Raw genomic sequence first — 18,787 nt, 5'->3', positions numbered from 1 at the left:
CTTACCCGTTCGCAAGTGCTGCGCCTTCGGACAGCGCGGTCAGTTTGGCAAAGGCAATTTCCGGATCAACCGATCCGAAGCCCGCAAACGTGCCAAAACCGCAATCGCTGCCTGCAATAACCCGGTCGAGCCCAACAATGCCGGTGAACCGTTCGATGCGCTGGCGCACCACTTCAGGGTGCTCAACAAAATTGGTGGTTGTATCGACAACGCCCGGAACCAGCACCTTGTCGTCTGGAATTTCCGATTTGCGATCACGGAACACGGTCCATTCGTGTGCATGGCGGGGGTTCGACGTCTCAAAAAGCACATAGCGCGCCTTGGTCGCCATCAGTGTCGAGAAAACTGTGTCCATGGCAATGTCGCATGTGTGCGGCCCCTCGTAGTTGCCCCAGCAGATATGTACCCGGACCTTCTCGGCAGGAACATCGGCCAGCGCATGGTTCAGCGCCTCAACATGCGCATCGGCGATCTTGAGGAACTCCGCATCGCTCAGCTCGTTGAACAGCATGTGCCTTGACAGAGCGAGGTCCGGACAATCCAGTTGCAGATCCAGACCTGCCCCAACGATGGTTTCGTATTCGGTCTTCATCGCATCCGCGAGGGCGGCGAGATAAGCGTCGCGGGTTGGATAGAAATCATTCTGTAGAAAAAGCGAGATCACACCGGGCGAGGCTGCGTTCATGAACCCGCGCTCAACCCCATGTTTGGACATCGCAGCCTTGAGGTTGAAAATATCCTTTTCCAGCTCGCCCTGTCCCTTGCTCTTCACCTCACCCGTGCACATAGGGCGGGCGTATTTCGGCGTACCGCCATCATCTGCCAAGCGTTTGAGAAAACTGGGGAACTGTTTGAGATCAGCGGGTGCATTACGCGGGCTGTCCCCGGAAAAACCTGAGTAGCGATCCTTGACATAGGTGGCATAGCTGATTTTGGACGTCTCGCCATCGCTGACGATATCCACGCCCGCAGCCACCTGCTTGGCGACGGTGTCATCCACCGCTTCCGCCATGGCCGCATCGAATGCCGCCTGGTCAAACACCTCCTCCCGCTCGCGGGCAAAGATGAAGTCGACAACCTTCTGCGTACGGGGAAGTGATCCCACGTGGGTGGTGGTAACAGGCATGGTACTCTCCTTCAAATCTTGCGCGCCATCAGAACGGAATGGCGATTGGTCTCGGGGTCTTCGGCCAAAAAACCGGTCAAACGCAAACCATTTGCCTCAAGGCATGTGGCATATTCAGCAGGAGACAGTGACGCGTGATAGACGGGCTCACCGCCAACGGCGCCGTGCGCCTCGCCCGCGTCAGGGCCGACGGTGAGCATCAGAATGCCATCCGGTTCAAGGTGGCCAGCGATCCGTCCAATGCAACCGCGCTGCGCATCTTCGGTCAGGTGGAAGAAACTGTTCCACCCGATAATGCCATCAAAGGTTTCGCCGAGATCAAGGAGGCGCATATCGGCCTGCCGCCAATCCCCGTCGGGCCAGCGGCGGCGTGCGATGTCGAGCATCGGCTCAGAGAAGTCGACGCCTGTAACGTGGAACTCCTCGGCCTTGAACCAGCGTGCTATGGGCTCGCCAGTGCCACAGCCCAGATCGAGTACCCGCGCGCCCGACGCCAGCCCGGCGGCAAAGCGCGCAAGCCAGCGCGCCTCGAACAACGCGCGGGATCGTTGGGCATCGTAGACCGCAGCCTGGCGGTCATAGACGCCGCGTATATCATCAGGACCCGCTGTCATCCTGTCCACGTGGGGCCAGCGGGATCGTCCGTACCGACGATATGATACAGTGATGCTTCACCCGTCATGGAAGGCACTGCGCTGTGTGGCAGATTTTCCGGCATACTCATCGTATCGCCTGGGGCGAGCGTGGTGGCGCCCCCCTCCCACGTGATGCGCCAATGCCCCCGCATCGGCATCAGCACAGCGGGTTTTTCATGCGTGTGCATGGCGTCACTGGCGCTGCTGCGGGTAATCAGGTCCACTTCGAATCCCGGCTTGTCGCGGATGATTCCTGTCTCACCGATCACCTTGCAGGGCGCATCCTTGGCAAGGCACATCATGTCCCAATAGCGGCGCACGCCCATGCCCACGACCTGCATGGGGGCCATTTCGGGGTAGTCCTTAAGTTCCTCCTCGGTCAGCAAAGGCATGGGGTTCACCCCGTCGGGCAGGCTCTCACCCTTCTTTGTGTCGTAGAGGCTGCCATTCTCACCCAGCACCAGTCCGTGATCCGCAGCGTCCTCAATCACCTGCGGGGCCCAGATCACACCGCCACCAGCATCATCCCCGCCAAGGATCGCCATGATCATCCCGTAATCGGTGCCGATGTTTTCGAACCCGCGGAAGATGCCCGTGGGAATGTTGATTATGTCACCCTCTTCCAAAACCACTTCGCCCGCGGTTCCCCAGCGTCCCCAGAAGAACCGCCAACGGCCCGACAAGACAAAAAAGACCTCGGCCGTGCGGTGGCTGTGCAGGGAGTTGCGGCATTTCGGCGGCTGTCCCGCTGCCCCGATGTTGAACCCATGCGGTATTGAAATATGGACATGCTGATCCGGGCTCTCCGACACGCCGCCGCCGATGATGGTGAAGTTTTCCTTTTGGTCCGAACCCGGCGTGTGCGCGTCAATGAACGCAGTTTTGCACGGCATCAGGTCGCCATAGCGCACGATGCGCGGCTCCATCTCGGCGGGGGTCATGTAGGGGTCCTTTCATGTGGGAGGGGTGGGTCGGGCAACGGATCACCCGGTAGAGTCTTGGTGATGTCAGAGTGAAGCCAGACCATACGGTCAACGAACCAGACCTTGGGCAGGATGGTCGCGACAATACCGAGGGCCGTTGCCCACGGTTTCAAAAAGATCAGGCCGTAAATGAGTGGCAACACCCCCAAAGCGGCCAACGTCGTCAGCACATTGGCCGCACGCATGTGATGGGCTGGAACCTCATATTGGTCGCGGGCCAGAAAGATGCGTTCGCCCAAAGTGCCACGCGACGCCCAAGATCCGAAATCGACGGGTGGCGGAAAGGCGCGCGGATTGATCCATGTCCAGGCCATCGCGAGCAAGATCAGCGGTACGCACCACCAGCCGATCCACTGGCGGGCGTAGATGGCCAGAACAATCAGCGGCAGGCACGAGAACCGCGTCCAAACGCTCCACGGGTTCGCGTGACGCCGCCAATCGGCATCCTGCATCCCCATCAGGCGTTCGGCGGCGCGGTACAGATCGGTCATCCTTGCCCTTTCAGCTTCGCGTTCTCGATTTCCAACTCAGCAATTCGCGCGGTTAGCTTGTCCATCTCCGGGCCAACCAATTGCGCGATCTCGGAAGCATCGAAACGCGGTGTGATGAACTGGGGACAATTCCAGTCGAAGGCTTCAAGCCGGATGGTTACCAGACGCTCAACACGACCTTGCCCGTCCACTGCCAGTTGCTCCGCAAGGTCGGGATTGTCTTGTGCTTGTGCAAACGTCGCGCGCCCTTGCAGCTTCATCCGCGCCTTGCGAGGGTAGTCCATCAGGAACATTGAAACACGATCGTCGCCAGCCAAATTGCCCTCGCTGATATGCTGTTTGTTCCCGCGATAGTCCGCAAAAGCGAGCGTGTGATCATCAAGCACCTTCAGAAACCCAGCAGGCCCACCCCGATGTTGGATGTAGGGCCATCCGGTTTCAGAGACCGTCGCCATGTAGAATGACGTGCGCGAGGCAACGAACGCGACCTCATCCGCTGACAGGGCATGCGTGCGCGCGCCGTAGCTGCGCGCATACATTTCGGCCGAGCCATCTGCCTCTTGCAGCGCCTTCACGGCATCAGTGAACATCAGATGATCGTAGCGATCCATGGGTCACCCCGTCTGCAGCAGGATCTGTTTCCAGATCGCCGTTTCATCAAATAACGCATATTCGCGGCGCAAACCCCATGGCCCGAACTCAGCATGGGAAATGCCCAGCACATAGACTTCTGCTCCTGTGGGCGTACCGAAATAGCCCCAACCGTCATGCTTGCCATGCAACGCCCAGCGGATGGCAGCACGGGGCGGCATCATATCGTCATCTCGCCCAATCTGATGGTCGATGGTGAATGTGGCGTCGGGAAAGGACGCACGCAGGCCCATCCAGAACCGATCCACCGGACCGGTGCCATGACCTGTCACTCCGCCGGGATACTCGGATTGTACGGCACGATCATACTCAGAGGGAATTGCCGCCATATCCGCACCCATGATCCGGGTCAGGATGTCAGCGTATTTCGCACCCCACTCGTTGTCATTGCCCCGCCCCTTGTAGGGTCCGGGCTGGTCCGTCACAGGTGTCAACGGACGCACCGCATTCTCCATCCCGCCCTCGCGCTCGATCAGGTCAGCGGCATAGGCTTTCGCCTCCCACCCAATCTGGTTCACAATGGCGGTCTGGTCGCGGATCAACCATTCGTCGTTGATCTGGTCGTTGATGGCGTGGCAGTCCGCGATGATGCGGTACTGCAGGGTCTTGCCACTGGCCTTGCCATAAACCCCGTCCGCCATGTGGGTCGCGGTCGAGAAGATGCGGTGCGAGGACAGCATGCCCTCCTCCGGCGTTCCGCTCCAAATCACGTCCTCACCCAGCAGCGTCCGGTCGGGAAACTCGGCCAGGGTCGCCATGGTGGCCCCAATCACCTTCTCACTGCCGATCACAACGGACCCGGGCGACCGCACAACGATGTCGGGGCTGTAGTAGTGATGCAGGGTCGCGATGCCGCGGTCTTCCCAGATCTCTTTGGTGATGCCGATGATGTAGTCGGGGAAATCCTTCCACCGGTTCGAAAAACCCTTCATGAGGTCCATCCTTTGGGAATACGAGCCGACCCGCGCAGGACCAGCGGTCCATCCAGCGCGACGCGGCGGGGTTTGGTGTCGGGATCGGCGAGCCGGTCCATCAGAATATCGACCGTGGCTTCGGCCATCTGACCGGCGGGCTGGCGCACGGTGGTCAGATCGTAGCTGGGCCACGCCGCAAGGGTGACATCGTCATAGCCAACGACGGAGACATCCCCCGGCACGCTCAGCCCCAATTCGAACCGTAAAACATCCATGACCGCAAAGGCCATGTGGTCATTGGCGCAAAAGACAGCATCGGGACGGTCGGGCCCTGCAAACATCTCGCGCGCAACATCCTTTGCCTGTTCGAAATTGAAGTCACTTACCCCACGGGCAAAGAGCGTCTGACCGGCGGCTTGAAGCCCCGCGACAAACCCCGCCTCGCGGTCGCGCTGGGTCGAAGCGCCCTCCCACCCCGCGACATGGGCGATACGCGTATGACCTCCCGCCACCAAAAACTCGGCCAGCTTGCGGCCACCATGGTAGTTGTCAGAGGTCACGGCAGATAACCGATCATCATCCTGCGCCCGATTGAACAGAACGATGGGAATCCCCGCCGCCTCGCACCGCTGCGTAAGATCGTTAGACATTCCGACACTGGCGGCAATGATGCCGTCCACCTGATAGTCGAGCAATTCAGCCATAACCTCATCCGCCTCTTCACCACTGTTGGAAGAGAGGAAAACAAGAACGTGATAGCCCTGTTCCTGCAGCTTGCGGCTAAGCCGTTCGATAGCTTCGGGGTAGAAGTGGTTTTCCAGATAGGCGACGACGAGACCGATGATACGACTGCGCCCCGTGATCAGACTGCGCGCAAGCACATTGGGACGATAGCCCAGCGCATCTGCCGCCTGCCGCACCTTGTCAGCCGTGCGCTTGGACACCGACGCCCCCGGTGTGAACACACGAGAGACCGCCGACCTGGAGACCCCGGCCCGCGCGGCCACATCAAGTGCTGTCACCTTGTCGGGCATCAGTCCGCTGTCCACCCGCCATCGATCAACATGGATGTGCCGGTCACCATCGCCGACGCGTCAGATGCCAGGAACAGGGCTGCCCCCATGATATCCTCGACCTCTGCCACGCGTGGCAACTTGATCTTGTCCATGATCCACGCATAGCGCTCGGGGTCCTGAAACGACTTTTCGGTGAATGCTGTGCGGACGAAAGTCGGACAGATGGTATTGATCCGAATATTTGCCTTGCCCCACTCGATGGCCATGGCCTTCACCATCCCCTCGACCCCGTGTTTCGTGGCGCAATAGACGGCGCGATCAATGCCCCCCACATGGCCCATTTGAGATGAGATATGGATGATCGAACCCGGCTTGTCCGCCTTTGTGAGCGCCCGCGCAGCCGCCGTGGACAGGAAGTAAGCCCCCTTGAGGTTGATACCAACCACTGCGTCGAACTCGTCGGGGCTCGTCTCCATTGACGGGCCATGGCGCGCCAGCCCCGCAGAGTTCAGGACGATATCGTATGGTTCATCAAAGGCTACGTTGACCGCTTCGATACTTGACTGATCAAGCGGCATGGCTTCAGCACTCCACCCCTGATCAGCCATGGCAGAAACCACATCGGCCAAGGCATCTGCACGGCGCGCGGCGCACACGACATGCGCGCCCGCCTCTGCCAAAGCCACAGCGCATCCAAGGCCGATGCCGGACGACGCACCGGTCACAAGCGCGCGCTTGCCAGACAGATCAAAGGATGGGGTACGGGGCAGTTCGGTCAAAACGACAGCCTCCCTTTCAATTCAGAATAATCCACCATCACATGCGTCCGATACGCAGGCCGCGCGGTCAAGGCGTCGAAGTAGTCCTGCGCGCCCGTCGGCACCTGCCGGTCAAGACCCAGCGTGAAGTAGCGATAGAGAACATGACCAACCCAGATGTCCGCAAGCCCGAGGTCTTCTCCCGACATCCAAGCACGCTTGCCCCTTTCCGACATGGCCACGGCAAGGTGGGCTTCGAACTGGCGCAAAGCGCGATCCACGGCTGCCATGTCCCGCTCTGCCTCGGGGGTGCGGTAGTAGGCCCAGAACAGCGGCACGGTAAAGGACCGACACAGCGTATGCTTGGCCCATTCGGCCCACATGTCATCGCGCGGGGATGCCACAAGGCCGCCTGCACCATATCTTGCCAAAAGATACCGCAGGATAGCGGCGCTTTCGAACATCACCGTGTCACCATCTTCCAGTACGGGAACCAGCCCCATTGGGTTCATACATCGGAAGGTCGCCGTTTCAGTGCCGCCAAACCGACCGCCAACGTCCTTCCGCATGACAGTAAGGCCCAATTCGGCAGCCCCCCACATCACCGCCTGCACATTGGACGACGTCGCACGCCCATGAACGATCAGGGTCATATCGCTCGTCCCGTTTCAGGATCGAAACCCGCGCGCGCTTTGTTGAATTCGCGCATCCGGGCCAGAACATCGACACCGATCTGATCATACATGTGCAACAGATCGACCATCACCCAGTTCTCTCGGATCAATCCCTTTTCGATGCGCCAGAAGTCCAGACTGCGCATTTCGATCCGCTTGTTCACGGGCGGGATGCCCAACCATCCATCATGGGTGATGGTTTGGTACATGTCCGGCCAGCCCGTCACCGCCGCAAAAGGCCCATCACCGAAGAAGTGGTAGGTGATCTCGTCAACGTATTTCCCGCGATCCGGCATGCCATTCAGGAACGGAATCTGATGCCAGTCGCGGAACCCCGAGATGCCGCGCCCCGACCCGATACCGCTTGGCCCATACCACATCATCTTGGGGTGCCAAAACCGCTCCATCTCCATCACTTCAGGCCCACCCTGGCTTGGGTGCTTCTTGAGATGATCCAACATGTCGATGATGTGCTGGCAGGATGCGTCACTGGTCACATCATCACGTGGTCCTTGAACAAAACCGTCGCAAGTGGCGGGCCCCGGCACATGCCATTCGCGACCCAATGATGGCACCATCGGCCAGGCGTTCGCCTGCATCATCACCTCTGGAATGTCCCAAAGGGCCTGCATCTCGACGATCTTGTCATTCTCGAAACGGTAGAATTCGTGGAACCGCATGTGCACAATGTGGCCCGTCGGCGGGATATCGAGCCACGGGGCCGCGAATGTGCCGGTGTAGTAGCCACCGCAGCCGACCCAATCCGCACCGTCCGGTGTCGGCCCGGCAATCACGATGGTGTCCCGCCGCTCAAGGTCAGGCCATGCCGTGGCCAACGCACCATAGGCCCGGTCCACATGCGCATCCACACCCGTCACATTTTCGAACGGAAAAGCGAGGCGGAACACAGCGTCAAGCGCGCATAGGGTATGCAACTGCGCCCGCACAGCGCCCCGGTCAAAGTCGTACAAAGCCTGTCGGAGAGGTGCGATCAGGGCCTTGTGCCGCGAGTGAGGATCCATCTTATCCCTGCCTGTCCAGAATTGTTGCGAGGCGCGTGCCTACTCCGCCGCATCACGTGCCGGTGCGCCCTCGCCGTACGGTACGTTGATCCCGCCATAGCGACGAACCCGCAGATTGCACTGCTCGGCATGTCCCACGAACCCTTCGAGCATGCATAGCCGTGAACCGTAGGCCCCGATCTCTGCCGCTGCCTCGTCCGTGGTGACCTTCTGGTAGCTGTGCGTCTTGAGGTATTTGCCGACCCAGAGGCCACCCGTATACCGGCCTGCCTTCTTGGTCGGCAGGGTGTGGTTGGTGCCTATCACCTTGTCGCCATTCGCCACATTGGTGCGAGGGCCAAGGAACAGCGCGCCATAGCAGGTCATGTGTTCGAGGAACCAGTCGTCGCGGTCTGTCATCACCTGCACGTGTTCCGAGGCGACGTCATCCGCCACCTGCAGCATCTCCTCATACGTGTCGCAGAGGATGATCTCACCATAATCGTCCCAACTTTTTCGGGCGGTATCGGCGGTGGGCAGAATGCCGAGTATGCGCTCGATCTCTGCTGCTGTCTCATCGGCCAGCTTGCGCGAACTAGTCAGCAGCACGGCGGGCGAATTGTAACCGTGCTCCGCCTGACCCAGAAGGTCGGTGGCACACATCTCGGCATCTACGGTTTCGTCCGCAATGACCATTGTTTCGGTTGGGCCCGCGAACAGGTCAATGCCGACACGGCCAAAAAGCTGCCGCTTGGCTTCCGCTACAAAGGCGTTGCCCGGGCCGACCAGCATGTGCACCGGGTCAATGGTTTTGGTCCCGATAGCCATGGCGCCCACGGCCTGAATACCACCCATGACATAGATTTCATGCGCGCCACCCAGATGCATGGCGGCAATCACAGCCGGGTTCGGTTTCCCCTGCCACGGCGGCGTGCAGGCGATGATACGGGGCACACCGGCGACAGACGCCGTAGCCACTGACATATGAGCGGACGCCACCATGGGGAACTTGCCCCCCGGCACATAGCAGCCCACTGATTGAACAGGGATGTTCTTGTGGCCCAAGATCACGCCCGGCATCGTCTCGACCTCGATATCCAGCATCGAATCCCGCTGTGCTTGCGCAAAGTCGCGGACCTGTTGCTGCGCGAACTTGATGTCCTCCATCTCGCGCGGGGTCAGCTCTGCCATCAGCGCGTCGATCTCGGATTGCGTCAGGCGAAAACTGCCAGGGCTGTAGCTGTCAAACTTCTCCGACAGATCCCGCACCGCCGCATCCCCGCGCGCCTCGATATCGGCCAGCGTCGCCTCCACGATGGCCCGTGTCTTGGCGTCGTCTTCAGCCCGCTCCGCCTCGGGCTTGCCGCGTTTCAAATATTCGATTGTCATCTCGTCACCTCATACATCCGGGCGCGGCGGTGTCTTGTCGCCACGATCGAAGGCTTCCCAGCCTTCACCATCAAATACGTCCCGCCCCAGTTGGGCGAGGACGTGGGGAAAATCGACCATCACGTAGTTGTCGGTGATGCGGCCATCTTCGACCTTCCAGAAATCCATGTACCGGATCTCGATCCGCTTGCCGGTGGGCGCAATTCCCATAAACTCACCAGCATGCGTGGCCTCCTGCCGACCGAAAGCTGCAGCCCATTCCCCCATATAAAGCCGCGCTTCATCCACGCAGACCTTGTCGGCAAAGGCCACTTGGAACGGGCGCTGCCAGTTGTCCTGGAATTCTTGCAGCCCGGTCTTGGTGCCGCAGCCTGTGTTGCCCATCCAGCGGAAGGACTGGGCAAAGAACTGGCCGATATCATCGATGCGGTGGTCGTTCAGACCATCTACCATACCCTCAATGACCGCGCGCGTTTCGTCGGTCTTGGTCATGTCTGTGTCGCGGGTCAGTACCGCTTGTTCCGGTCGGGAACCTTTCATCAGTGTTTTTCCTTTGTGATAGGGCCGAACCGGGGCTCTGCCCCGAACCCCGTCGTATTTTCAGTCAGAAGAAATCATCACCCCTTCACCGCGCCCGCTGTCAGTCCCGACACGATCTGACGCTGGAACACCATGACCAGAAGGAACAGGGGTGCCGTGATGGACACGGCAGCGGCAACGGCCTCGACCTGATCGGTCGTGGTCGTCTCGCGGTTGAAGTAGCCCGCGATGGCCGGAACCATGGTCTGGTTCTGCGCATCAAGCAGCAGCGCCGTCACCAGGAAATCGTTATAGCCCAAGAGGAAGCTGAACAGCCCCGTGGTGATAACTCCTGGCCACATGACCGGCATAATCACTCGACGAAACGCCTGGAAGTGAGAGCAGCCGTCCACTCGCGCTGCTTCGTCCAGCTCACTCGGGATGTTCTGGAAGAACGACCGAAGCATCCAGATGGTGAAGGGCTGATTGATAGACACCAGCACCGCGATGACGGCCCAAGGCTGGCCATACAGCGTTGGACTCAGGTCTCCAAAAATCGGTCTAAGGATCTCTGCCGAGTTGATGAACCAAGGCAAGTAACCGGCCACCAGCACCGAGTGTGGCAGCGCGCGGAAGACAAGCGCGAGGATCAGCAGCCAGAAGGCCAGGTTAGATCCCGATCGTGCCAGCCCGTACCCTGCAAGGGTGCCCACGGTCAGCGAGATTGTGACAACACCGGCCGTCACAATCATTGAGTTCATGAAGTTGCGGTAGAACTGGTTCTCAGCCCAAACCGCCACGTAATGTTCGGTCGTGAGGCCCAAGATCGGCGTACCCAGCGGCCCTGCAATACTGTTGAGCGCACCAAAAACGGAAGGCAGCACACCAAAGAAGATCAGAACGAACAGAATGCCGTACACAGCCGATCCGACAAGCCATCCAAGCACGATGAAACCGGGGGGCGAGAATTGCTCGACCATCCTGGGCAGGCGCGTAAAGGCCCAGCGCACCGCAAAAAACAGGAACGTCAGGCCAAGCGCGATATCAATGAAACTCAACCCATTGCCGCTGTCCCGTGTAACCGGTCCGGTAATCACATCCCACGCACTCGCAGCAAAGGCGTCGCGCGGGGACTTCACGCTCATGACGGCGATCCACGCGATTGGGAAAGCAGCCAGCACGCACCAGAAAGCGAGGAACGCACCAGACGCAATCTTGAGCGAAAGCGGCTGTGCAGTAGCTTTCGAGGCCATCAGTGCGCCCCTCCCTTGTGGTCGCGCCATGTGCGGCGCAGCGGCAGGATCAGCAGGAACACGATCCCGATCATCGTGAGCATGGCGCTGGCTGCCGCACGGCTGATCGCCCGGTTGCCCGCATCGTCAGGTGTGAGGAAATCGAAGGTCAGCCATTGCAGCGACGTCACGTAGGCCTCGCTACGGAAGCCGATGATTTCATCGAACGCACGGTAGCAATCCATTAGGTGTATCAACGCGATGAAGATGATCAGCGGCATCAGGTGCGGCACAATCACGTAGCGCAGCCGCTCGAACCTGTTGGCCCCGTCAATGATCGCACTTTCCAGCGTGTCCATGTTCACGGTCTGTAGACCGGCATAGAAGATCACGAAGGCAAACGGGGCCACGTGCCAGACCCTGTAGAAATATATGAGCAGCTCAATGGTCCATGCCTGCGCAAACATGGCGATGTCGCGGTCAAGCCAACGCTCAAGCATTGCTGTCAGAATGCCATCCCCGACAAACAGCCAATAGATCGACAGTGCCCCGATAACCGGCGTGATGATGAACGGCAGAAGCGACACAAAGATCACCGGCCCGCGCAGCACCTTGGCCGCGTTGTTGACCGCCAGCGCGATCATCAAACCGACCCCCACCACAAGTGGCAGGGTGACCAGCGTGTACATCAGCGTGAACCGCAGCGCCTTCCAGAAGTCGATCTGAAGGATGTCACCCCAGTTCCCGGACCCGATGGCGGCCCAGAATTTGTCCATCTGCAAGACGTTTTTGTAGCTCTGCAAACCCACCCATGCCGTTGTCGTCTGCGTCCTGCCCGTTTCCCCATCGATCACGGGAACCGTCTTGATTTCCGTCGTGCAGGTTTGGGTCAAAAAGCCAGGAGTACAGGTTTCGACCTCAATCTGCTGCATGACAGGTTGGGTGATCTGGAATGACTGTATGAAGACCGAAACCAGAGGCGCCGCGATGAAAAGCAGCATCATGAACACCGATGGTGCCACGAACCAGAAGAAGGTTTTGAACTTCATGCTGCTGTCCTTTCCACCCTGCGCAAGGCAACACCGACCTCGCGTTCGATCATCATGGTCACGGCACCGGAGTGTGTATCCGGTCGTTCAGCAAGACGCGCGATACATACGCATCCGGCAGAGCCACCGCTCACATCGATATGGTTGAACTCAACGGTCATCTGTTCCCATCAAAGAAGTGGCTGGCCGAGGATGCACCACGGCCAGCCCAAGTTGCTTACTGCAACACGCCAGCCTCTTTGGCCGACGTGGTGTAGGCTTCTTCCACAGCGGCAAGCGTCGCCGCCGCATCACGGTCACCCGTCAGGAACGCGGGCAACTCGTTGCCCAACGCCGTGTGCAGCAGACCCATTTGAGTGGTCGAAGGGTATGCGGGCGGTGCCGGGTTTGCGGTTGCTGTCGCAATCGCGCCTTCGGCCAGCGGACCGGGCTGGTAACCGTTCACGAGCCAAATGGCGGCCTCGTTTGCGCCCTGCACCATCTCGGTGTCCAGCCCTTCCATCGCCAGACGGAAGGCCGCGTCCGCCTCCTCGTCCGTGATGTTGGCGGCGATCACAATACCGTCCCACCACAGGGTCGTGGCAGGCGCGCCGCCATCCATCGCCATGGGTGCCGCAGCCATCGATACTTTGCCGACAACCTGACTTTCATTCTCGTCATCCATCGCACCGGCCCGCGATGCCCACAGGTTCGCCATAGCGATCTTGCCCTGCTGGAACTGCTGCTGAACGTAAGTAGAGTCGCTGACCAGAACCTCTGGATCGGTGTAATCCAGCGTCTTCTTCATGGCTGCCAGCGCCTTCATCCCGGCGTCCGAATTCACTGCAGCAGTGTTGTCGTCGTTAAAGAACGCCCCACCAAAGCCCGGATACATGTTCACGAATTCCTGGGCGAGGTTCCAGCCCGACTTCATGGTCGCGCCAATGGCGTGATCGACGACACCCGCTTCCTTGATCTTATCGGCGGCAGCGAACACTTCGTCCCACGTGGTAGGGGTGTCGATGCCCAGATCCGCCAGAATGTCGCTGCGATACATCAGGTGCTGCGTGTTCACCATCATCGCCACGGCCATGATCTTGCCATCCACGCGGATCAACTGATTGGGGGACAGGTTCTGACCATACTTCGCCACCAGATCGTCCAGCGGCCGAATGGTGCCCGCGTTCAAGAGCGGCGTGATCGTGCCGTTTGACACACCGCCGATTTGATACAGCGACGGGTTCGCTTCAAATGCGGCGGGCTGCTTGGTGCGGAATTCCTGATCCAGCTCGGCCTGGAAGTTGCCACACTCGGCCATGGCATCGGTCACGGCCTTCCACGCTTCGAACCCGGCGGTCAGCGACTTGAGCGGCACCTCGTTTTCATAGGAACACGCGGCGAAGGCCGTGGTGCCCAGAAGCGAGACAGCGCCCGCCAGTGCCAGTTTCTTCAAATACATTTACAGACTCCCTGTTTTGTTTGACGCCAGTGCATCTTGCAAGGCTGCACTGGCCGGATTGGTCCGCCCGGGTGCCCCCGGACAAACAAGTTCCTCAGGCAAGACGTTCGCCGGAAGAAGAATCAAATGCGTGGCAAATGCCCGCAGGAACCGAGAAGGACACCGTGTCGCCAATCTCGGCTCGGAACTCTTTGTGCGCCTTGATCGACACAAGCTGCCCGCCCGCGCGGACGGTCAGCATGGTGGCATCGCCAAGCAATTCGATCGTGTAGATGGGCGCGGTGATCTGACCGTCACTTTCGGCCAGCGCCGCGTCCTCGGCCCGAAAGCCAAGTGTGGTCGGACCATCGGGCGCGGTCAGACCGCTGATCGTGACATTGTCACCCGTAAACGTGCCCCCACTGATCGTACCGTCCATCAGGTTCATGGCGGGCGAACCGATGAAGCTCGCCACAAAGGTGTTTGCGGGCCGATCGTAAATCTCGGTCGGCGTGCCAACCTGTTGGACCTTGCCCTGCTTCATCACGACGACACGGTCGGCCAGCGTCATCGCCTCGATCTGGTCGTGGGTCACGTAGACGGTCGTGACCTTTAACTCGTGGCTCAGGTTCTTGATCTGGGCACGGGTCGACACGCGCAGCTTGGCATCCAGGTTCGATAGCGGTTCGTCCATGAGGAACACGTTGGGTTCGCGCACGATTGCGCGGGCAAGTGCCACACGCTGACGCTGACCGCCCGACAACTCGGCAGGCTTGCGGTGCAGAAATTCGTCCAGCTCAACCATGGCAGAGGCGCGGCGCACCTTTTCGTCGTGCGAGGCCGGATCGACCTTGCGCACCTTCAGTGGGAAGCGGATGTTTTCATAGACGTTGAGGTGCGGATAAAGACCATAGGACTGGAACACCATGGCCACGTCCCGGTCCTTGGGGTCCAGATCGTTGACACGCTTGCCATCGATCATGATGTCGCCTTCGGTGGCATCTTCAAGCCCTGCAATCATCCGCATCGTCGTCGTCTTGCCGCAGCCTGATGGGCCGAGCAGAACCAGAAATTCCTCATCTGCGATGGTCAGGTCAAAGTTATCGACCCCCACGAAAGTGCCCCACCGCTTATTGATGTTACGCAGCTGGATTTCTGCCATAAGACCCCCCGGCCAAAAGGTTGTTGTTTTAGGCTAGACACCGGGCTGGGGACTTGGCAACAGTTTTTTGCACACGTGTGCAAAACCGTCTGAAAACCTGTTTGCAACCACCCGACCGGGTCTTTCGAAAAGGCGAATGCACGGCTTTTGGGCAATCGGGCATGCTGCGACGCAGCAAGCCTGCGAAAGGCGCAGTGCAGATCAGAAGGCCTTCATTTCATGAGCTTTGCTACGGCTTTGTTGTCTCACGATCCGGGCATTCCAGCCTGCACACTGCTGCATCGCAGCGCGCGCCTAGCGCGCGATGAAACTTTCATCATCGGTCGCCAATGTGGCGACGCGCAGCCACCAGAGACCCACGCTTGTCCGCTCAACCGAAAGCGTTGCCACACCGCGCGCCCGTACCGTTCCGGCGAATCGGCCATGGTTTCAAGGACCGATCGAACCCCAAGGATAGGGACCGGCCCAGACTGTCGCAGTCCGCCCGATCCTTACCGGGATGCGCGAGGATCGGCATGTTTATGACCCGAGCGACGGATCATGATGACCTTCGGTCGCGTTTCAGACAGTGAATGAAAATACCTACACCAGGCGGCAGGCCATGCAGTTCCCCCAAGATCGCGTCACGCATCAGTCCCTCAAGGTGTCTGAGCGCATCCCGGGAGGCGGCATATCAGGCCCTGCACGCCACCCAGTTATGAAAGTCAAACCGTATGAAAACCGACGACACCACACCCAACCCATACACTGTAAACTACATCGGGACGTATCTCCGGAACTACGCGATTTTTGGATCGCTGGCAGCGGTCGGTGCGCAAATGATGCGTGCCGCCGTCAAAAACGAGGCGCCTCTTTCGGCAATTGATTTGGGGCGCTTGGCGGGCTTGCCGGAAGGGATCATGATTTGGGGCGTGGGGTTTTTGACCCTGCTGACCGGGCTTGGGTTGTGCTTCGGGAATGCAGGCAGCACGATTATGGACATCCTGAACTTTCACAAGGTGCCGCCCAACGCCAAAGATATGCGACTCGTGAAAGCCGCCGGTGTTTTCGCGTTCATTGTCTTGGGTGTAGCGGTTCCATTCTACGCGGGCGTCACGATCTTCGGCTTCTATCTTCGTGCGCTCTAAACAACTGAAACCACGCTATCGCAGGGCGTGGGGCAGCACAGCGATGTGCCCCCAGCCCTGTTCGAAATCGTCTGCCAGTCACCTTCAGAAAAATGCCTGCAAACCTGTCTGTGCACGCCCAAGGATCAGGGCATGTACGTCATGGGTGCCCTCATAGGTGTTCACTGTCTCAAGGTTCACCATGTGGCGCATCACCTGGAACTCCCCGGAAATCCCGTTCCCGCCATGCATGTCTCGGGCCGCACGCGCAATCTCAAGCGCCTTGCCGCAGTTGTTGCGTTTGACGATCGAGATCATCTCGGGCGCGGCCTGTGCTGCATCCATCAAACGTCCCACCTGCAATGAGGCTTGCAAACCCAGTGTGATCTCGGTTTGCATATCGGCCAGCTTCTTTTGGAACAGTTGCGTTTGCGCCAGTGGTTTGCCGAACTGTTTGCGATCCAGTCCGTATTGACGCGCGGCGTGCCAGCAGAACTCGGCCGCGCCCATCGCCCCCCAAGAAATACCATAACGGGCCCGGTTCAAACAACCAAACGGCCCTTTGAGCCCCTGAACATCGGGAAGCAGCGCATCCTCACCCACCTCCACATTCTCCATAACGATCTCACCGGTGATCGAGGCGCGCAAGGAAAGCTTGTTTTCGATTTTGGGGGCGGACAGGCCCGCCATGCCTTTCTCAAGGACAAAGCCACGGATCTTGCCGCCGTGTTCGTCGGACTTGGCCCAAACCACAAAGACATCGGCAATCGGCGCATTCGAAATCCACATCTTGGCCCCGTTCAACACATAGCCGCCTTCGGTTTTCCTGGCCGTGGTCTTCATACCAGCCGGGTCACTGCCTGCGTCAGGTTCCGTCAGGCCAAAACACCCAATCCACTCGCCCGACGCCAGTTTGGGCAGGTATTTCTTGCGCTGTTCTTCTGATCCGTAGGCATAGATCGGATAGATGACGAGCGAGGATTGTACCGACATCATGGACCGATACCCGCTGTCGACCCGCTCGACCTCGCGCGCGACCAGACCGTACGAGACATACGAGCCGCCAAGCCCGCCATACTCTTCGGGCAGTGTCACCCCCAAAAGACCCATGTCCCCCATCTCGCGGAAGATACCCGCATCCGTCGTCTCATCGGCAAAAGCACTGACCACACGGGGCGCCAGTTTTTCCTGGGCGTAGGCGTGGGCCGAGGCCTGAATCATGCGTTCGTCTTCGCTCAACTGATCGGCCAGGCGCAGCGGATCGGCCCAGTCAAAGGACCCGAGGTCCGGCGCATCCTTGGCCTTCAGGATCTTTGTCTCGACGTTCATAGGGTCCTCCATCCATCTGCGTGTGCCGGATCGGCATGTCTTTCAATCGGTATGTAGTGCGACGCGGCTGGCAACACCATGCGTCATCGGCACTTGGGGCCAGACCAATTCGGGTGACATGCCCCAGGCTGGACGCAAGCCTGCCCCAATTCGGCCTCATTCTCCACTCATAGACAACAGATACGATTCTGTCTTCCGGGTGGGGCCGAAGCAAAAGGAGTGCTGGCATGAAGCGCGCGATGCAAATTGGGGCCGTTCTGGCCACGCTGACGGCTGCGACCGCGGTCTCTGCAGCTGAACACGAGGTTCTGATCCTACCGGACGCTTATTTCCCGTCGGTTGTGTATCTTGACGAGGGCGACACGGTGAAATTCACCAACCTCACCGGCTCGGAACACAACATCATCTCGAAACATGAGAGCTGGGCACTTGGTCCGATCGCGGATCAGGGATCCATGACCATGGTCGTTGAACAGGGCGTTCAAACCACGTTCTACGACGCCAATGCCATTTCAGAGGAGGATGGATCCTTCCTCGTCGAGGGCAATCTGAGTTTTGCAGACGCACCACTCGACTAAGTGCCAATTGGGTTGATGAGGTCCGGACCAGACGCTCGGTTCGAATTGACCGCTGCATCAACCCGATGCCACTTCAGAGCATCATGAGGGGCGGCGCGCATAAGCGTGGCGGCCCCTTTGCCCTTTTCGCCTAACCAAAGTGCGACATCCTCAGGCTCCAGAACCACCGGCATGCGGTGGTGGATGGCCGACATGGGTGCGTTGGCAGCAGTGGTCACAATGGCCGCTGTACGGATTCGATCACCATTGGGGTCCTTTGGCGCCCACTCCTGCCAAACTGCTGCAAATACGAGCGGCGCACCATCGCTGCGGGTGATGTACCAAGGCAAGCGCGTATCACCCTCCCGGGTCCATTCATAGAAGCCAGAGGCCGGGATCACGGCGCGCCGTTCCCGACAAGCGGCCCGGAAAGCGGGTTTTTCGGCAATGGTTTCGGCCCGCGCATTGATCAGCAGCGGACCGTCGGTGGGTGTCTTGTACCAATGCGGGATGAACCCCCACCGCATTGGGGTCAGCCATCGCTGCCCACGCTGGAGGGTAACGGTGTGTACGGCGTCGGTCGGGCAGACATTAAAGTTGGGTATGTCGGGCATGTCATTCGCAGCAACCGCAGCAAACATCTCGGACATGTCTTCAGGGGCCAGCGATATAGAAAAACGTCCACACATGCAGATGACGCTATCTCGTATATCCCAAAACCGTAAGGCGGATCTTGATCCGCCAGCGCGGCGGAGGACACCTCCGCCTTACGATTGGG

Annotated in this window: 21 protein-coding genes; 2 read left to right on the top strand and 19 right to left on the bottom strand. The window is 59.5% G+C overall.

Translation table 11 applies throughout. The features are described 5' to 3' along the window. Nucleotide 1 precedes the first annotated feature (1 nt). From Q1A51_RS05140 to Q1A51_RS05060, 17 genes are all read right to left on the bottom strand, one after another. A complete protein-coding gene (locus tag Q1A51_RS05140; RefSeq protein WP_299599217.1) occupies nucleotides 2-1,126 on the bottom strand; it encodes a cobalamin-independent methionine synthase II family protein in 1,125 nt (374 codons plus the stop codon). A gap of 11 nt (nucleotides 1,127-1,137) precedes the next feature. After that, nucleotides 1,138-1,740: a class I SAM-dependent methyltransferase gene (locus Q1A51_RS05135; protein WP_299599220.1), complete on the bottom strand. Its 603-nt coding sequence runs from the start codon at nucleotides 1,738-1,740 to the stop codon at nucleotides 1,138-1,140. Continuing rightward, on the bottom strand, nucleotides 1,737-2,702 hold the full coding sequence (locus Q1A51_RS05130) for a cupin domain-containing protein (RefSeq protein WP_299599224.1): 966 nt from the start codon (nucleotides 2,700-2,702) through the stop codon (nucleotides 1,737-1,739). The genes Q1A51_RS05135 and Q1A51_RS05130 overlap by 4 nt, the downstream gene beginning before the upstream one ends. Then, on the bottom strand, nucleotides 2,699-3,235 hold the full coding sequence (locus tag Q1A51_RS05125; protein WP_299599227.1) for a DUF6653 family protein: 537 nt from the start codon (nucleotides 3,233-3,235) through the stop codon (nucleotides 2,699-2,701). Before Q1A51_RS05125 ends, Q1A51_RS05130 begins: the two co-directional genes overlap by 4 nt. Continuing rightward, nucleotides 3,232-3,846, bottom strand: a complete 615-nt coding sequence (locus Q1A51_RS05120) for a pyridoxamine 5'-phosphate oxidase family protein (protein ID WP_299599230.1) — start codon at nucleotides 3,844-3,846, stop codon at nucleotides 3,232-3,234. Before Q1A51_RS05120 ends, Q1A51_RS05125 begins: the two co-directional genes overlap by 4 nt. 3 nt (nucleotides 3,847-3,849) lie before the next feature. Next, nucleotides 3,850-4,818 (bottom strand): nuclear transport factor 2 family protein, encoded by a 969-nt coding sequence (locus Q1A51_RS05115; protein ID WP_299599233.1) that lies wholly within the window; start codon nucleotides 4,816-4,818, stop codon nucleotides 3,850-3,852. After that, the gene (locus tag Q1A51_RS05110) at nucleotides 4,815-5,834 is read right to left on the bottom strand and encodes a LacI family DNA-binding transcriptional regulator (protein ID WP_299599236.1); all 1,020 of its coding nucleotides are present in this window, start codon (nucleotides 5,832-5,834) and stop codon (nucleotides 4,815-4,817) included. The genes Q1A51_RS05115 and Q1A51_RS05110 overlap by 4 nt, the downstream gene beginning before the upstream one ends. After that, nucleotides 5,834-6,595 (bottom strand): SDR family oxidoreductase, encoded by a 762-nt coding sequence (locus Q1A51_RS05105; RefSeq protein ID WP_299599239.1) that lies wholly within the window; start codon nucleotides 6,593-6,595, stop codon nucleotides 5,834-5,836. The genes Q1A51_RS05110 and Q1A51_RS05105 overlap by 1 nt, the downstream gene beginning before the upstream one ends. Continuing rightward, on the bottom strand, nucleotides 6,592-7,227 hold the full coding sequence (locus Q1A51_RS05100; protein ID WP_299599241.1) for a glutathione S-transferase family protein: 636 nt from the start codon (nucleotides 7,225-7,227) through the stop codon (nucleotides 6,592-6,594). The genes Q1A51_RS05105 and Q1A51_RS05100 overlap by 4 nt, the downstream gene beginning before the upstream one ends. Then, complete coding sequence (locus Q1A51_RS05095) at nucleotides 7,224-8,270, bottom strand: ester cyclase (RefSeq protein ID WP_299599243.1); 1,047 nt, start codon at nucleotides 8,268-8,270, stop codon at nucleotides 7,224-7,226. The genes Q1A51_RS05100 and Q1A51_RS05095 overlap by 4 nt, the downstream gene beginning before the upstream one ends. A gap of 39 nt (nucleotides 8,271-8,309) precedes the next feature. Beyond that, on the bottom strand, nucleotides 8,310-9,638 hold the full coding sequence (hisD, locus tag Q1A51_RS05090) for a histidinol dehydrogenase (RefSeq protein WP_299599245.1): 1,329 nt from the start codon (nucleotides 9,636-9,638) through the stop codon (nucleotides 8,310-8,312). A gap of 9 nt (nucleotides 9,639-9,647) precedes the next feature. Next, on the bottom strand, nucleotides 9,648-10,178 hold the full coding sequence (locus Q1A51_RS05085; protein ID WP_299599247.1) for an ester cyclase: 531 nt from the start codon (nucleotides 10,176-10,178) through the stop codon (nucleotides 9,648-9,650). 77 nt (nucleotides 10,179-10,255) lie between these two features. Further along, on the bottom strand, nucleotides 10,256-11,413 hold the full coding sequence (locus Q1A51_RS05080) for a carbohydrate ABC transporter permease (RefSeq protein WP_299599681.1): 1,158 nt from the start codon (nucleotides 11,411-11,413) through the stop codon (nucleotides 10,256-10,258). Next, nucleotides 11,410-12,438: a sugar ABC transporter permease gene (locus Q1A51_RS05075; RefSeq protein WP_299599249.1), complete on the bottom strand. Its 1,029-nt coding sequence runs from the start codon at nucleotides 12,436-12,438 to the stop codon at nucleotides 11,410-11,412. Before Q1A51_RS05075 ends, Q1A51_RS05080 begins: the two co-directional genes overlap by 4 nt. Then, nucleotides 12,435-12,599 carry a hypothetical protein gene (locus tag Q1A51_RS05070; RefSeq protein ID WP_299599251.1) on the bottom strand — a complete coding sequence of 55 codons (165 nt, stop codon included), beginning with the start codon at nucleotides 12,597-12,599 and terminating at the stop codon, nucleotides 12,435-12,437. The genes Q1A51_RS05075 and Q1A51_RS05070 overlap by 4 nt, the downstream gene beginning before the upstream one ends. A 56-nt stretch (nucleotides 12,600-12,655) precedes the next feature. Then, nucleotides 12,656-13,876, bottom strand: coding sequence for an extracellular solute-binding protein (locus tag Q1A51_RS05065; protein WP_299599253.1), 1,221 nt, complete (start codon nucleotides 13,874-13,876; stop codon nucleotides 12,656-12,658). A 94-nt stretch (nucleotides 13,877-13,970) separates the two neighbouring features. Further along, entirely contained in the window at nucleotides 13,971-15,017 is a 1,047-nt protein-coding gene (locus tag Q1A51_RS05060) for an ABC transporter ATP-binding protein (protein ID WP_299599255.1), read from the bottom strand. Between the two features lie 713 nt (nucleotides 15,018-15,730). On the opposite strand from Q1A51_RS05060, the gene Q1A51_RS05055 reads away from it, so the two are divergent. Next, entirely contained in the window at nucleotides 15,731-16,144 is a 414-nt protein-coding gene (locus Q1A51_RS05055; protein WP_299599257.1) for a hypothetical protein, read from the top strand. 84 nt (nucleotides 16,145-16,228) lie between these two features. On the opposite strand, the gene Q1A51_RS05050 is transcribed toward Q1A51_RS05055, so the two are convergent. Continuing rightward, complete coding sequence (locus Q1A51_RS05050) at nucleotides 16,229-17,452, bottom strand: acyl-CoA dehydrogenase (RefSeq protein WP_299599259.1); 1,224 nt, start codon at nucleotides 17,450-17,452, stop codon at nucleotides 16,229-16,231. 227 nt (nucleotides 17,453-17,679) lie between these two features. On the opposite strand from Q1A51_RS05050, the gene Q1A51_RS05045 reads away from it, so the two are divergent. After that, a complete protein-coding gene (locus Q1A51_RS05045; RefSeq protein ID WP_299201867.1) occupies nucleotides 17,680-18,030 on the top strand; it encodes a hypothetical protein in 351 nt (116 codons plus the stop codon). On the opposite strand, the gene Q1A51_RS05040 is transcribed toward Q1A51_RS05045, so the two are convergent. After that, nucleotides 18,027-18,698: an SOS response-associated peptidase gene (locus Q1A51_RS05040; RefSeq protein WP_299599261.1), complete on the bottom strand. Its 672-nt coding sequence runs from the start codon at nucleotides 18,696-18,698 to the stop codon at nucleotides 18,027-18,029. The two genes, Q1A51_RS05045 and Q1A51_RS05040, sit on opposite strands and share 4 nt — an antisense overlap. Nucleotides 18,699-18,787 lie beyond the last annotated feature (89 nt).

This window comes from uncultured Tateyamaria sp. (assembly GCF_947496075.1).
GTDB lineage: Bacteria > Pseudomonadota > Alphaproteobacteria > Rhodobacterales > Rhodobacteraceae > Tateyamaria.
This window is presented reverse-complemented; position numbering and strand designations above follow the sequence as displayed.

What these genes read in the sequence shown, in the direction of transcription:
- Q1A51_RS05075 (WP_299599249.1), bottom strand. Translation starts at nt 12,438, where the DNA reads ATGAAGTTCAAAACCTTCTTCTGGTTCGTGGCACCATCGGTGTTCATG.
- Q1A51_RS05100 (WP_299599241.1), bottom strand. Translation starts at nt 7,227, where the DNA reads ATGACCCTGATCGTTCATGGGCGTGCGACGTCGTCCAATGTGCAGGCG.
- Q1A51_RS05085 (WP_299599247.1), bottom strand. Translation starts at nt 10,178, where the DNA reads ATGAAAGGTTCCCGACCGGAACAAGCGGTACTGACCCGCGACACAGAC.
- Q1A51_RS05095 (WP_299599243.1), bottom strand. Translation starts at nt 8,270, where the DNA reads ATGGATCCTCACTCGCGGCACAAGGCCCTGATCGCACCTCTCCGACAG.
- hisD (WP_299599245.1), bottom strand. Translation starts at nt 9,638, where the DNA reads ATGACAATCGAATATTTGAAACGCGGCAAGCCCGAGGCGGAGCGGGCT.
- Q1A51_RS05065 (WP_299599253.1), bottom strand. Translation starts at nt 13,876, where the DNA reads ATGTATTTGAAGAAACTGGCACTGGCGGGCGCTGTCTCGCTTCTGGGC.
- Q1A51_RS05040 (WP_299599261.1), bottom strand. Translation starts at nt 18,698, where the DNA reads ATGTGTGGACGTTTTTCTATATCGCTGGCCCCTGAAGACATGTCCGAG.
- Q1A51_RS05135 (WP_299599220.1), bottom strand. Translation starts at nt 1,740, where the DNA reads ATGACAGCGGGTCCTGATGATATACGCGGCGTCTATGACCGCCAGGCT.
- Q1A51_RS05115 (WP_299599233.1), bottom strand. Translation starts at nt 4,818, where the DNA reads ATGAAGGGTTTTTCGAACCGGTGGAAGGATTTCCCCGACTACATCATC.
- Q1A51_RS05110 (WP_299599236.1), bottom strand. Translation starts at nt 5,834, where the DNA reads ATGCCCGACAAGGTGACAGCACTTGATGTGGCCGCGCGGGCCGGGGTC.
- Q1A51_RS05055 (WP_299599257.1), top strand. Translation starts at nt 15,731, where the DNA reads ATGAAAACCGACGACACCACACCCAACCCATACACTGTAAACTACATC.
- Q1A51_RS05045 (WP_299201867.1), top strand. Translation starts at nt 17,680, where the DNA reads ATGAAGCGCGCGATGCAAATTGGGGCCGTTCTGGCCACGCTGACGGCT.
- Q1A51_RS05125 (WP_299599227.1), bottom strand. Translation starts at nt 3,235, where the DNA reads ATGACCGATCTGTACCGCGCCGCCGAACGCCTGATGGGGATGCAGGAT.
- Q1A51_RS05130 (WP_299599224.1), bottom strand. Translation starts at nt 2,702, where the DNA reads ATGACCCCCGCCGAGATGGAGCCGCGCATCGTGCGCTATGGCGACCTG.
- Q1A51_RS05140 (WP_299599217.1), bottom strand. Translation starts at nt 1,126, where the DNA reads ATGCCTGTTACCACCACCCACGTGGGATCACTTCCCCGTACGCAGAAG.
- Q1A51_RS05060 (WP_299599255.1), bottom strand. Translation starts at nt 15,017, where the DNA reads ATGGCAGAAATCCAGCTGCGTAACATCAATAAGCGGTGGGGCACTTTC.
- Q1A51_RS05050 (WP_299599259.1), bottom strand. Translation starts at nt 17,452, where the DNA reads ATGAACGTCGAGACAAAGATCCTGAAGGCCAAGGATGCGCCGGACCTC.
- Q1A51_RS05120 (WP_299599230.1), bottom strand. Translation starts at nt 3,846, where the DNA reads ATGGATCGCTACGATCATCTGATGTTCACTGATGCCGTGAAGGCGCTG.
- Q1A51_RS05070 (WP_299599251.1), bottom strand. Translation starts at nt 12,599, where the DNA reads ATGACCGTTGAGTTCAACCATATCGATGTGAGCGGTGGCTCTGCCGGA.